Source organism: Brevibacillus sp. FW306-2-1A-C05A (assembly GCF_058781555.1).
In genome coordinates, this window is the sequence record NZ_JBYSWV010000003.1 from 133,268 (window position 1) to 145,554 (window position 12,287).

16 protein-coding genes and 1 tRNA gene are annotated in these 12,287 nt (G+C 53.5%); all 17 read left to right on the top strand.

Annotated elements, in window-relative coordinates:
* Positions 1–65: 65 nt before the first annotated feature.
* Positions 66–629, top strand: coding sequence for a GTP cyclohydrolase I FolE (folE, locus tag AC3WJN_RS04670; RefSeq protein WP_005831313.1), 564 nt, complete (start codon positions 66–68; stop codon positions 627–629).
* A 97-nt stretch (positions 630–726) separates the two neighbouring features.
* Positions 727–803: transfer RNA gene (locus AC3WJN_RS04675), tRNA-Pro, on the top strand.
* 136 nt (positions 804–939) lie between these two features.
* Positions 940–1,617 carry a lytic transglycosylase domain-containing protein gene (locus AC3WJN_RS04680; RefSeq protein ID WP_005831311.1) on the top strand — a complete coding sequence of 226 codons (678 nt, stop codon included), beginning with the start codon at positions 940–942 and terminating at the stop codon, positions 1,615–1,617.
* A 36-nt stretch (positions 1,618–1,653) separates the two neighbouring features.
* A complete protein-coding gene (gene mtrB / locus AC3WJN_RS04685; protein ID WP_005831309.1) occupies positions 1,654–1,878 on the top strand; it encodes a trp RNA-binding attenuation protein MtrB in 225 nt (74 codons plus the stop codon).
* A gap of 72 nt (positions 1,879–1,950) precedes the next feature.
* Complete coding sequence (locus AC3WJN_RS04690; protein ID WP_005831307.1) at positions 1,951–2,466, top strand: hypothetical protein; 516 nt, start codon at positions 1,951–1,953, stop codon at positions 2,464–2,466.
* 115 nt (positions 2,467–2,581) lie between these two features.
* Positions 2,582–3,418, top strand: a complete 837-nt coding sequence (locus AC3WJN_RS04695; RefSeq protein WP_005831305.1) for a heptaprenyl diphosphate synthase component 1 — start codon at positions 2,582–2,584, stop codon at positions 3,416–3,418.
* A 4-nt stretch (positions 3,419–3,422) separates the two neighbouring features.
* Positions 3,423–4,142 carry a demethylmenaquinone methyltransferase gene (locus AC3WJN_RS04700; RefSeq protein WP_005831303.1) on the top strand — a complete coding sequence of 240 codons (720 nt, stop codon included), beginning with the start codon at positions 3,423–3,425 and terminating at the stop codon, positions 4,140–4,142.
* Positions 4,143–4,210: 68 nt separating this feature from the next.
* Positions 4,211–5,080 carry a UbiA-like polyprenyltransferase gene (locus tag AC3WJN_RS04705; RefSeq protein ID WP_005831302.1) on the top strand — a complete coding sequence of 290 codons (870 nt, stop codon included), beginning with the start codon at positions 4,211–4,213 and terminating at the stop codon, positions 5,078–5,080.
* A complete protein-coding gene (locus AC3WJN_RS04710) occupies positions 5,077–5,673 on the top strand; it encodes a UbiX family flavin prenyltransferase (RefSeq protein WP_007785441.1) in 597 nt (198 codons plus the stop codon). The genes AC3WJN_RS04705 and AC3WJN_RS04710 overlap by 4 nt, the downstream gene beginning before the upstream one ends.
* 4 nt (positions 5,674–5,677) lie before the next feature.
* On the top strand, positions 5,678–6,541 hold the full coding sequence (locus AC3WJN_RS04715) for a menaquinone biosynthesis protein (RefSeq protein WP_007785439.1): 864 nt from the start codon (positions 5,678–5,680) through the stop codon (positions 6,539–6,541).
* A 16-nt stretch (positions 6,542–6,557) separates the two neighbouring features.
* Positions 6,558–7,523 carry a polyprenyl synthetase family protein gene (locus AC3WJN_RS04720; protein WP_007785438.1) on the top strand — a complete coding sequence of 322 codons (966 nt, stop codon included), beginning with the start codon at positions 6,558–6,560 and terminating at the stop codon, positions 7,521–7,523.
* A gap of 104 nt (positions 7,524–7,627) precedes the next feature.
* On the top strand, positions 7,628–8,071 hold the full coding sequence (gene ndk, locus AC3WJN_RS04725) for a nucleoside-diphosphate kinase (RefSeq protein ID WP_005831294.1): 444 nt from the start codon (positions 7,628–7,630) through the stop codon (positions 8,069–8,071).
* Positions 8,072–8,211: 140 nt separating this feature from the next.
* The gene (locus AC3WJN_RS04730) at positions 8,212–8,985 is read left to right on the top strand and encodes a CheR family methyltransferase (RefSeq protein WP_005831292.1); all 774 of its coding nucleotides are present in this window, start codon (positions 8,212–8,214) and stop codon (positions 8,983–8,985) included.
* A 77-nt stretch (positions 8,986–9,062) separates the two neighbouring features.
* Complete coding sequence (locus tag AC3WJN_RS04735; RefSeq protein ID WP_007785434.1) at positions 9,063–9,230, top strand: hypothetical protein; 168 nt, start codon at positions 9,063–9,065, stop codon at positions 9,228–9,230.
* Between the two features lie 203 nt (positions 9,231–9,433).
* Positions 9,434–10,597, top strand: a complete 1,164-nt coding sequence (gene aroC / locus AC3WJN_RS04740; RefSeq protein ID WP_007785432.1) for a chorismate synthase — start codon at positions 9,434–9,436, stop codon at positions 10,595–10,597.
* On the top strand, positions 10,597–11,700 hold the full coding sequence (aroB, locus tag AC3WJN_RS04745) for a 3-dehydroquinate synthase (RefSeq protein WP_005831288.1): 1,104 nt from the start codon (positions 10,597–10,599) through the stop codon (positions 11,698–11,700). The genes aroC and aroB overlap by 1 nt, the downstream gene beginning before the upstream one ends.
* Positions 11,700–12,077, top strand: coding sequence for a chorismate mutase (gene aroH, locus AC3WJN_RS04750; RefSeq protein WP_005831286.1), 378 nt, complete (start codon positions 11,700–11,702; stop codon positions 12,075–12,077). Before aroB ends, aroH begins: the two co-directional genes overlap by 1 nt.
* Positions 12,078–12,287: the final 210 nt, after the last annotated feature.

The window sequence follows — 12,287 nt, forward strand, 5'->3', positions numbered from 1 at the left end:
ATAAGGCCAGCCAGAGAAGCTGTCGCTTCTAGGGAAAGAGGCCGCTATGTAGGAGGTACGAATGTATGAACGTTGATTTGGATAAAATTCAACAGGCTGTCCGCATGATTCTGGAGGCGGTAGGCGATAATCCCGACCGGGAAGGGCTGCTGGATACTCCCAAGCGCGTTGCGAAAATGTATGCCGAAGTATTCGAGGGCATGCACATAAACGAAGAGCAGTACTTCGAGACGGTGTTTAGCGAAGATCACGAAGAAATGGTTCTGGTCAAGGACATCCCGTTCTACTCGATGTGCGAACACCATCTGGTTCCGTTTTTCGGCAAGGCGCATGTCGCCTACGTTCCGCGCGGCGGGCGTGTCGTAGGCTTGAGCAAGCTGGCGCGCGCGGTCGACACCGTGGCGAAGCGTCCGCAGCTTCAGGAGCGAATTACGACAACGATTGCCGACTCCATCGTTCGCAAGCTCGATCCGCACGGCGTGATCGTCGTGGTGGAGGCAGAGCACATGTGCATGACGATGCGCGGCGTGAAGAAGCCTGGCTCGAAAACCGTCACCTCTGCGGTGCGCGGCATGTTTGAAAAAGACGCAGCCGCTCGTGCGGAAGTGTTCAGCCTCATCCGTTCCTAGCGTCCCGCTGGTATGCAGTCAACGCGTGCGAAGATGAAAATTACGGCATTTTCTATTGACACTGTAGGTAAAATATTGTAAAGTACAGATGTACAGTCGGGATGTGGCGCAGCCCGGTAGCGCGCACCCTTGGGGTGGGTGAGGTCCAGGGTTCGAATCCCTGCATTCCGACCATCTGAATAAAAAGCGAGGAAGCCTCTGAACAGGCTTCTTTTTTTGTTCTTGACAGTTGCCATTTTTGCTATTGGCTTCCTGATCTTTCTTTTTTATAATAGAGGGGAGACAAGCAAGGGAAGGGTTGTTCCATGCCATGAAGGTGCCTGTATCGCTTCAGCCGTATTTACAATCAATGCCGCAATCTTATTTGACCGATCAAGCAGCTTCTTCCCCCTACGGAGAGCAGGATCTCTTTTCTGATATCTTGCAGACGCAGTTGGCGTCAGGCCAGCGCGTCATTTCCTCGCAAGAGATTTTGGCCAAGCTCGACGGCAGCAAGGAGTGGAAGCTGGCCGCAGACTACGAGGCAGAGTTGAATACGACGGCGGCAAAAGGAGCAACGGTTGCTCCCGGAGCTATTTTGGAGAAAATCGAACGGACCGCCAAAGCGCTCGGCGTCGACCCTGACCTCGTCAGGGAAGTCGTGAGGGCAGAGTCCAACTTCAACCCGAACGTCGTTTCCAAAGCGGGGGCAAAAGGCTTGATGCAGCTTATGGACAAGACTGCACAGGCGATGCGCGTCCGCAATGCATACGACCCGGACGAAAACTTGGCGGGTGGAACCAAATACTTGAAATCGCTTCTCGACCGCTATAATGGAAACGTCAAAGTGGCGCTGGCAGCGTACAATGCAGGCCCGGGTCGCGTAGGCCGACTGGGCATCGACAGCGATGAGGAGCTGGAGGCGAAGTACAATCAGTTGCCTCAGGAAACACAGCGTTATGTAGCAAAAATCATGAGCCGTTTGCAGCCCGACGGGACATCATACTAGACAAGGCGCATCACGCACTGGTCAGGAGGAAACAACTTGTCACAGCCATTTAACCAGGACTATTTTGTAGTCAAAGCAAAAGAAAACGGCGTGCATGTCATCGGCCTTACACGCGGCTCCGACACCCGTTTTCATCATACGGAAAAGCTCGACAAGGGCGAAGTGATGATCTTCCAATTCACAGAGCATACTTCTGCCATCAAGGTTCGAGGAAAAGCGGTGATTTACTCGCAGCACGGTGTCATCGATACGACGGAATAACGAGTTCCATTTTGCGAAAGCAGGCATAGCCTGCTTTTTTTATTTGTACAATGGTGGAGAGGAGGGATGTCTATGCCGCGCCAACTGCTCGTGGCAATTGTCGTTTCCACTTTTTTGGCCTTGATGCTGTCGCTTGTTCCGAGCGCCGGGTGGCAGCGGACGGATGTTCCAACCTTCCAGCCGTCACACCCGATTCAACTGAGCGAGCGAAATGTCCTCGATTTGTTTACATTGATGACGCCACACTATAAAATGAAGCGTATAAAATGGGAAAACCCGTCAGTTTATGTCGATTTCGTGATCAAACCGGGGGAAAAGGTGAATGTCAGTCATGTGTATCACGATTTTTACCAGTTGACATACGAGCTGTTGACGCTCACGGATAATGTCGGGCAGGTCTATTTCCGCTTGCTGGAGGAAAGCGACCAGCCGAAAGAGTCGAAACTACTGATTGCCATTCAAACGACGGGAGCCAGTTCGCTGGCGCATCCCAAACCGATCGCGGAGCTGGAAGACGTCGATTCCTTTGTCAAAAACACATTTCCCGTGCGAATCGAGCCGTATTTTTACGAGAGAATTAGTCCCTGATGGAAGAAGTATGGTATGATAGTAAGGACGGCCTTTTGACCGGATGGTAAAGGTAGACGGAAGTGTACGGAACAGGCAGACATCTTTAGGTTGCGCAGCTTGTGGAGGAGGACGCATGAGCAAAGAACATACCCCATATGTAGAAGAGGTTCGGTCGATCATCGAGCAGATCTACAAGCGAACCACCCATTCCTATGTAGAGTATTACGTGGACGTTCCTTCCATGGCGGAAAATCGCCTGGAACTCTTGTATCTGTTTTTGCGGGAACAAGGCATGACGAAGGAACGGGCATCCATTTTCTGCACGGCGACGGGACTTGTTCAGTTGGGACTGGACATGCACGAACATGTCAAAAATCAGTACGAAGATTCATTGAGCGCAGAACGAAATCGGCAGTTGACGGTGCTCGCCGGCGATTATTACAGCAGCCGCTACTACCACCTGCTGTCTGAAACAGGCGAGATCGAAGCGATCCAGGTGTTGTCCGGAGCCGTTCAGCGCGTGAATGAAGCGAAAATGAAGCTGTACGTGGCAGGTCGCGATTCCAGAAGCTTGTCAGACGAAGAGTACTGGGAGCTGCGCAATGCGATTGATACAGGCTTGTATGTAGCGATTGTCGAGAAGTATGCCGATTCGGACGATCGCCGCCGTTTCTGGGTGAACCTGATGAAAGAAACGGCCAAGGTAGAGAGTGTCATTGGAGAATGGGAGCAAATCAAGTGGCAAGAACAAGTTCCTTTTGGTTTTGCTCGTTTTTTGCTGCAAAAACCAGGCGCTACGCTTGCCCAGGTGTTGTCAGGCGTCGAGATGAAAGCCATGGAAATGCTCAGCTTGTGCGAGCAAATGGTGCGCACGCTGCACCCTGCCGAAACGCGCAACGTGCTCGCTTCCATAACGGCTCGCTACTCCCATCGAGTGAATCGCCTGAAACGAGTTATTGAGGAGATGTAGCCTAGTGGACCAGACACAAATGAAAGAGAAGGCAAAGTACGTTCACTCCGTATTTGAGAGCATTGCAAGCGACTACGACAAAATGAACAACGTCATCAGCTTTGGCAGCCATCTGGCCTGGCGCAATTACACCATGAAGCAGATGAACATCAAGCCAGGGGACAGCGCGCTTGATGTCGCCTGCGGAACGGCGGACTGGACGATTGCGCTGGCAAAGGCCGTGGGCAAAGACGGGCGGGTTGTCGGGCTGGACTTCAGCCAAAACATGCTGGATGTCGGAGCGTACAAGGTAGCGAACGCCGGGGTCGGCAATACCGTCAAGCTGGTGAATGCCGACGCGATGAATCTGCCTTACGAGGATAATACATTTGATTTTGCCACCATCGGCTTCGCCTTGCGCAACGTACCGGATGTGCAGCAGGTGCTAAATGAGATGGCCCGCGTCGTGAAGCCGGGAGGAAAAGTCGTTTCCCTGGAAGTGTCCAAGCCTCCATTCATTCCGTATCGCAAGCTATTTTACTTATACTTCTATAAAATTTTGCCGTTGATTGCGAAAATGACCGTGAACAAGTATGAGGAATACGCTTGGCTCCCGCACTCCCTGACGAATTTCCCGGACAGCCGCGAGCTGGCGGGGATGTTTCAGCAGGCTGGTCTGGCCCCGGTCCAGGTCAAGCTGTTTATGGGTGGGGTATCCGCTCTGCATATCGGCACAAAGCCGTAGCCTCAGCGTCTGGCCCCGGCGTGAGCGGGCATGGGCGGTATTTTTTCAGTAGATAGGAAGTGTCATAGATGGGTCTACGTAAATTGAAAATCATCTTGGAAATGATAAAATTCGAGCATTCCCTGTTTGCTCTGCCCTTTGCTTTTATGGGCGCAGTTTTGGGAAGTATTGTAATTGAGAAGGCATGGCCGACCTGGCTGGAAATTTTTTGGGTGACCGTTGCGATGGTAGGGGCGCGCAGCGCAGCCATGTCGCTGAATCGACTCATCGACCGCGTCATTGACGCCAAAAACCCGCGAACGGCAACACGCGCGATTCCGGCAGGGCTGATCTCCGTTTTGGAAGTCATCCTGTTTATCGTCGTTTCGTTCATTGTGTTGTTCATCGCTGCTTTCCAGTTGAACGATCTGGCCGTCAAGCTGCTGCCTCTTGCTGTTTTCGTACTGGTGCTGTATTCCTACACCAAACGCTTTACATGGCTCTGCCATTTTGTATTGGGAGTAGCAATCGGGTTCGGACCGCTGGGAGGCTGGGTAGCCACGACAGGCCAGGTAGACGCGATCGGCTTACTCCTGTTTGCGTCCGTGCTGTTCTGGACGGCGGGCTTCGATATTATTTACGCGTGCCAGGATGCCGATTTTGACCGCAAAGAAGGGCTGTTCTCGATGCCGAGCCGCTTTGGCATTGCGAATGCGCTGCTCGTGGCGAGACTGTGCCACATCCTTACCTTTGTCGGCTTGATGTCGCTGTACGTCGTAGCGGACTTGTCGATCTGGTTCCTGCTCGGCGTGCTCATCTCCGGGGCGATCCTGATTTACGAGCATACGCTGGTGAAGCCGACCGACCTGTCCAAAGTCGACGTGGCGTTTTTCAACATGAACGGAATTTTGAGCGTCGTCATGTTCGTGTTTACTATGATTGATCTGGTGATTGCATGAACAGGCAAAAGTGGGTAGTGGGGATTACAGGAGCAAGCGGCGCGATTTACGGCGTCCGCGTCGTCACCGAGCTTTTGCGCGCCGGGCATATCGTCCATCTGATGATTACCGAGGCAGGCTGGCAAGTTTTTCACGATGAGCTGGACTGGCAGGCAGACGACCGGGAAGGGCTATTGCGGGAGAAGCTCCAGCACGATTTCCCCGGTGAGCTGCATTATTGGGGCCTGCGCGACTTCAATTGCCCTGCTGCGAGCGGTTCGTATCGCTGCGACGGCATGATCGTCGTTCCGTGCTCGATGGGCACCGTATCCGGCATCGCCCATGGCGCCTCCGGCAATTTGCTGGAGCGCGTCGCCGATGTGATGATTAAGGAAGGCAGGCGGCTGGTCATCGTCCCCCGGGAGACGCCGCTCAATGCGATCCACCTGGAAAACATGCTCACGCTGAGCAGGCTGGGCGTGCGGATTTTGCCGGCGATGCCCGGCTATTACCAAAAGCCGCAAACGATGGATGACCTGATTAACTTTGTCGTTGGGAAAGCTTTGGATGCACTGGATGTACCACACTCGCTGTTTCGGCGTTGGGGGGAGTAGACGCATGCAAAAGTCTTTGCGGATCGGACAAATCTTGTACACCAACGTACTGCCTGTTTACTACTACTTTGAACAAGCAAAATTCGAGGACCGGATCGAGTTCATCCGCCAGGTGCCAGCCCAGTTGAATCTGGCGATGGCAAAAGGCGAGATTGACATGGGGCCGATCTCCTCGTTTAGCTATGCTGAGCATGCCTCCCAGTACGTGGCATTGGCAGACCTGTCTGTCAGTGCCAAAGGGAGAGTAGGCTCCCTTTTCTTATTCAGCAAAAAGCCGATCGAGCAGTTGAACGGGGCGAAAATCGCCCTGACCAACACGTCAGCGACGACGGTGAACCTGTTGAAAATCGTGTTCCACAAGTTTTACGAATACGAGATCGCTTACGTTACACAAGAGCCGAACCTGGCGCAGATGCTGCAAGGCGCAGATGCTGCCCTGCTCATCGGCGACGACGCGATTGCCGCAGAGCGGACGGCCAAAGACTTGCACGTGTACGATCTCGGGGAGCTGTGGCACCGATTTACGGGCTATTCCATGACGTTTGCCATCTGGGCGCTCAGGCGCGCTGTCATAGCCGAGCATTACGATTTGATCGCAGAAGTCCACGCTTCGTTTTTGGCGAGCAAAAAGAAGACGAAAGCCGATCCCGGTCCGTTAGTGGACTATGTATGCGCGCACTTCGGCGGAACAAAAGAGGAATGGATTCGTTACTTCGCGGGACTGCAGCACGATTTCGGCGAAGGGCAGCGGGTAGGACTGGAGTATTATTACCGATGCGCGGCGGAGCTGGGGTTACTAGCGGCGCCCGCGACCGTCGAGTTGTGGCAGGCGGATGGCCACAAGACCAATATTACGCTTGCGAGATAGGTGGAACGGATAACGGATGAACCTAGTCGATATTTACTTCAAGATGAAAAAGGACGTCCAGTACATTGAGGATGAACTGGAAAAATCGATCGATACAGACGTTCGCGAGCTGTATCAATCCTCGACGCATTTGCTCAAAGCAGGAGGAAAGCGCATCCGTCCGGTCTTTGTGCTGCTCGGAGGCAAGTGGGGCCATTACGATGTAAAAGTTTTGAAGCACGTCGCCGTCCCGCTTGAGTTGATTCATATGGCTTCGCTCGTGCACGACGACGTGATTGACGATGCGGACAAGCGGCGGGGCAAAGACACGGTGCGCATGAAATGGGACAACAAAATAGCGATGTACGCGGGCGATTACATTTTCGCGCGCGCGCTGGCGATCGCTTCCCAGCTTCCGAATCCGAAGCTGCACCAGATTCTCTCCAACGCCATTGTCGAGGTGTGCAAGGGCGAGATCGAGCAAGTAAAAGATTTGAACAACTGGGATCAAAACTTCCGCACGTACTTGCGCAGAATCAAGCGGAAAACGGCGCTTTTGATCGCGATTAGCTGTCAGTTGGGTGCCGTGGCGAGCGGAGCCACCGAAGAGTTGGTGCGAAAAATGTACTGGTACGGCTACAACGTCGGAATGGCTTTTCAAATTACCGACGACATTCTCGACTTTACCGGAACGGAAAAGCAGTTGGGGAAACCGGCGGGCAGCGACCTTCTCCATGGCAACATCACGCTGCCGGCGCTCTACACCGCTTACCACGGCAAGGCGAGCGGACAGTTCCAGGAATGGATCAGGCAAAATACGTTTTGGGAGCATACGGACGAAGCGATTCGCCTGGTGCGCCAGGACGAAGGCATTGCCTTTTCCCAGCGGCTGGCCGAGCGCTATATCGCCCGCGCGCATGCGGTTCTCAGCGACTTGCCCAATACGCAGGCGAAAACATCATTGACAGGAATTGCCAACTTTATCATCGATCGCAAATTTTAATGAGAATTTGACTGTCTGCCTGTTGCTTGGCCACCCCAGTTTTGATAAAATTTTCGTTGGTGTTGTAAACACCAATACATAGCTTTGATGGAGGCATACTTACAATGGAAAAAACGTTCCTTATGGTAAAACCTGACGGCGTACAACGTAACCTGATCGGAGAAATCGTATCCCGTTTCGAGAAAAAAGGCTACCAACTCGTTGGTGCTAAACTGATGGTAGTAAGCCGCGAACTGGCTGAACAACACTACGCCGAGCACAAAGAGCGCCCGTTCTTCGGCGAACTGGTTGACTTCATCACTTCCGGTCCTGTATTCGCAATGGTATGGCAAGGAAACAACGTCATCTCCACTGCTCGTGCGATGATGGGCAAAACAAACCCGGTTGATGCGGCTGCTGGTACAATCCGCGGCGATTTCGCGACTTCCGTTGGCATGAACATCATCCACGGTTCCGATTCCCCAGAAAGCGCTGAGCGTGAAATCGGCCTCTGGTTCTCCGCTGATGAAGTTCTCTCCTTCGAGAAAACAATCCAACGCTGGATCTAATTTGCCGATCCAACGACGAAAAAACCCCATGCATGGGGTTTTTTCTTTTTTTCGTCAAAATCTCCCCGAGAAGTGATAGGATTTTGGCGAATATTAGCGAAATCAAAGAGTTAAGAGTTTTCAAGGGGGTACAATTCTGTATGGAAGATAAGGACTTTCTCCAATTTATCGCTAGTGTGAAAAAAATGACCGGAATTGACCTTGCCCTCTACAAGGAAGCACAGATGAAGCGGCGCCTGACTTCGTTGCGGCAAAAGCGGGGCTATGGCACGTTTGTCCAATATTTTGATGCGATTGCAAAGGACAAGGAACTGTTTTACGAATTTCTCGATCGGATGACGATCAACGTCTCGGAGTTTTTCCGCAACCCTGGGCGCTGGGAAGTTCTTGAGAACAAGATCTTGCCGCGGCTCGCCAAGCAATCGTCGCGCATCAAATGCTGGAGTGCCGCTTGTTCCACTGGCGAGGAGCCGTACACGCTCTCGCTGATCTTGCTGCGCAAGCGTCTGGACGCGACTGTGCTGGCATCCGATATTGATGAGGGCGCGCTGGCCAAGGCCAAGCAAGGCGTTTATACGGACCGTTCGTTGCAGGATTGTCCGAAGGAGCTGATGGACAAGTACTTCGTCAAGGACGCGCTCAGCTACCGGATTTCCGACGAGGTGAAGAGACGTGTCACGTTCAAGAAGCACAACTTGCTCGCTGATGCGTTTGACACGCAGTTCGATCTCATCATCTGCCGCAACGTGATGATCTATTTCACGGAAGAGGCGAAGCACGAGCTGTACCACAAGTTCAGCCGGGCGCTCAAACCGGGCGGCGTGCTGTTTGTCGGCAGCACGGAGCAAATTTTCCAGCCCCAGCAATACCAGTTGGAGACGGAAGATACGTTCTTTTATCGAAAAATGGGATAAATCCCCTCGGCCTTTCGTATAACTCTGCTCTTTTTTCCCAAGACTAGGAATACTTACTTTGTCAAGGGAGGCAGCAGATGGATAAGCACAAGGTCATCGAAGCATACCGTCGGGGTTTGATTACGTTGCAAGAATGCGGACAAATACTTGGGGCTGAAAAAACTCAACTGGATGATTTGATACGTGTGGATCATTCCAGAAGGCCGCTTAGCCCCAATCCTTTTTTGATGGTCGATCCTTTTTAATCAGCGCCATCTGCAAACGAAGCGCTTCTCCCGTCGGAGGGGCGTTTTTTCTGCAAACGAAAGGTTTTCGCGCAGGTTTCTACTTTTGTGTTTCCACAGCGAGACAGGTATGATATTATAGCGCTTAAAAGTGATAAAGGACAGCGACCCGAACCGGAAGGAATTGGGGACACGAGCTGCCTGGAGGATGGAGGAAGGAAGAGATGCGTTACTTGACAGCAGGGGAATCTCACGGCCCGCAGCTTACGGCGATCATCGAGGGAGTTCCGAGCAACCTGCCGATTTCCGTTGAGGCAATCAATGAACAGTTGGCACGTCGTCAAAAAGGGCATGGACGTGGCCGCAGAATGCAGATTGAAAAAGACCAGGTGAAAATTTTGTCCGGCGTGCGCCACGGTTATACGACAGGGGCACCGATCACGCTGGTCGTTGAAAATAAGGATTGGACTCACTGGCAAACGATCATGAGTGCCGAGCCGGTAGAAGAGGGCGCAGAGGAAAAGCGCCGCGTCTCTCGCCCGCGTCCAGGCCACGCTGACCTGAATGGTGCGATTAAATACCATCAGCGCGATATGCGAAATATTCTGGAACGTTCCAGCGCCCGCGAAACGACAATCCGCGTGGCCGTAGGGGCTGTCGCTCGCCAATTGCTGGCGGCTTTCGGCATCCGGATCGGCGGACAAGTTTTGCAGATCAATGATGTGGTGGCGAAGCGTCAGGAAGTCAGCCTGGAAGAGCTGATTGCCCGGACGGAAGAATCGCCGGTTCGTTGCCTGGATAAAGAAGCGGAGCCGCTCATGATGGCGGCGATCGACAAGGCAAAAGAAGACGGCGATTCCCTCGGCGGCGTGGTCGAAGTAATCGTGGAAGGTGTGCCGGTCGGCCTTGGCAGCCACGTGCAATGGGATCGCAAGCTCGACGGACGACTGGCGCAGGCGATCATGAGCATTCAGGCGTTCAAAGGCGTGGAAATCGGCATCGGGTTTGAGGCGGCAGGCTTGAAAGGCTCGCAAGTCCACGACGAAATCATCTGGAACGAAGAGACCGGCTACAGCCGCAAAACGAATCGCGCAGGCGGTTTGGAGGGCGGCATGACGACGGGGATGCCTGTGGTCGTGCGCGGCGTGATGAAGCCGATCCCGACGCTGTACAAGCCGCTCATGAGCGTGGATATCGACTCCCGCGAGCCGTTTTCCGCGAGCATCGAGCGCTCCGACAGTTGCGCGGTTCCGGCTGCGAGCGTCGTAGCGGAAGCGGTAGTCGCGTGGGAGATCGCGCAGGCGATGTGCGAGAAGTTCCCGAGCGATTCGATGGACGACATGATCGAAAACGTGCGTGAATACCGCGCGTACACGGAGAAATTCTAATGAAGACCAACAGACTGACAGTAGAGCTGGGAGAGCGTTCTTACGAGATTGTGATCGGCGATTCTCTATTGCAGCAGGTTCCTGATTTGCTTGCGGAGGCAGGAGTTGTCTCCACAAGCAAACTGATGATTATTACAGATGAGCATGTGGCGGTTCGTTACTTAGAGCCGCTGCGCGATGCTCTGCGCGCTGCCGGATACAATGCGATAGCGAGCGTCGTGGAAGCGGGCGAGCAATCGAAAAGTCTCGCTGTCTACGAACGGTTGATGACCGAAGCGATTCAGGGCGGACTGGACCGCAAATCCGCAATTCTCGCGCTGGGCGGCGGCGTCGTGGGGGATTTGGCTGGCTTTGTGGCGGCTACGTTCATGCGCGGCATTGACTTTGTCCAGTTGCCGACGACGTTGCTCGCTCACGACAGCTCAGTCGGAGGAAAAGTGGCGATCAATCACCCGTTGGGGAAAAACTTGATCGGTGCTTTTCATCAGCCTCGCGTCGTGATCTACGACACAAAGGTGCTGCACACCTTGCCCAAGCGCGAAGTGGCCGCAGGCTTTGCCGAAGTCATCAAGCACGCTCTTATTTCGGACGCCTCCTTTGTGGATTGGCTGGAGGAGAACGCCGCCCGCCTGTGGGAGCTTGATTCAGAATTGTTAGGGAAAGCGATCGAAAGAGGCTGCGCCGTCAAGGCTGCGGTTGTCTCTGCCGACGAAACCGAGCAGGGCCAGCGTGCGCTTTTGAATTTGGGGCACACATTCGGCCATGCGTTTGAGGCGCTGTCGGCGTACGCGACGTTGAATCACGGCGAAGCCATTTCCATCGGGATGTGCATCGCCGCCAAAGTAGCGGAGCGAATCGGCTTGGCGCAAAGAGGCGTGTACGATCGCACGAAGCATTTGCTCAGCCTGTACCATTTGCCAACGGCTTGGCCAAAAGGACTTGAGCCGCAAGACGTCCTCGAGGCGATGAAGCGGGATAAAAAGACGGTCGGCGGCCAGCTTGCCCTCGTATTGCCTAGCGCAATCGGGCAGGCGGAGATTGGGAAACACGTAGACGAACAGCTCATCCTGACAGTAATGAGTGAAGAAGCGGAGGCTTTGTAATGGGAATGCGAGGAATCAGAGGCGCGGTTACGGTAGAAGCCGATACGCGGGAAGAGATTGTCTCTTCCACCAAGTGGCTGCTGGAAGAAATGGTCACGCGCAATGAAGTAAATCCGGAAGAGATCGGCAGTATCATCATCACGACGACAGAGGATTTGTGTGCGACGTTTCCCGCCCAGGCGGCGCGTCTGTTGGAAGGGGAGGCCTGGCAGTATGTCCCGCTGATGTGCGCGCGGGAAATTCCTGTGCCGGGCAGCTTGCCCCTCTGTATTCGCGTCATGATGCACGTCAACACAGAGAAGTCGGCAAAAGAGATTCAGCACGTCTTTTTGCGGGATGCAGTCAAGCTTCGCCCGGATTTGACAAATCGCAGTTGACAATCAGGGCGCTCTCTTTTACCATAAATGAAACGAGAGCGCCTCGTTTTTGCAGAAGAAGAGCCAATACCGGCTGAGTTGAGAATGAGTAGAGCAGAGTTGAGATGAGTTAGGTTGAGGAGAGAAGAGCAGGCTGGGTACATATTTGTCTACCCAATCCAGTTCTGTCGCTGGGTTTTTTTGTATATTTTTTTCTCCCCCCTACCTCTC

Excerpts from the sequence above, each read along its gene's own strand:
- AC3WJN_RS04730 (WP_005831292.1), top strand. The coding sequence starts at position 8,212 with ATGGAAGATAAGGACTTTCTCCAATTTATCGCTAGTGTGAAAAAAATG.
- AC3WJN_RS04695 (WP_005831305.1), top strand. The coding sequence starts at position 2,582 with ATGAGCAAAGAACATACCCCATATGTAGAAGAGGTTCGGTCGATCATC.
- ndk (WP_005831294.1), top strand. The coding sequence starts at position 7,628 with ATGGAAAAAACGTTCCTTATGGTAAAACCTGACGGCGTACAACGTAAC.
- aroH (WP_005831286.1), top strand. The coding sequence starts at position 11,700 with ATGGGAATGCGAGGAATCAGAGGCGCGGTTACGGTAGAAGCCGATACG.
- AC3WJN_RS04735 (WP_007785434.1), top strand. The coding sequence starts at position 9,063 with ATGGATAAGCACAAGGTCATCGAAGCATACCGTCGGGGTTTGATTACG.
- AC3WJN_RS04710 (WP_007785441.1), top strand. The coding sequence starts at position 5,077 with ATGAACAGGCAAAAGTGGGTAGTGGGGATTACAGGAGCAAGCGGCGCG.
- AC3WJN_RS04705 (WP_005831302.1), top strand. The coding sequence starts at position 4,211 with ATGGGTCTACGTAAATTGAAAATCATCTTGGAAATGATAAAATTCGAG.
- AC3WJN_RS04715 (WP_007785439.1), top strand. The coding sequence starts at position 5,678 with ATGCAAAAGTCTTTGCGGATCGGACAAATCTTGTACACCAACGTACTG.
- folE (WP_005831313.1), top strand. The coding sequence starts at position 66 with ATGAACGTTGATTTGGATAAAATTCAACAGGCTGTCCGCATGATTCTG.
- aroB (WP_005831288.1), top strand. The coding sequence starts at position 10,597 with ATGAAGACCAACAGACTGACAGTAGAGCTGGGAGAGCGTTCTTACGAG.
- aroC (WP_007785432.1), top strand. The coding sequence starts at position 9,434 with ATGCGTTACTTGACAGCAGGGGAATCTCACGGCCCGCAGCTTACGGCG.
- AC3WJN_RS04720 (WP_007785438.1), top strand. The coding sequence starts at position 6,558 with ATGAACCTAGTCGATATTTACTTCAAGATGAAAAAGGACGTCCAGTAC.
- AC3WJN_RS04690 (WP_005831307.1), top strand. The coding sequence starts at position 1,951 with ATGCCGCGCCAACTGCTCGTGGCAATTGTCGTTTCCACTTTTTTGGCC.
- AC3WJN_RS04680 (WP_005831311.1), top strand. The coding sequence starts at position 940 with ATGAAGGTGCCTGTATCGCTTCAGCCGTATTTACAATCAATGCCGCAA.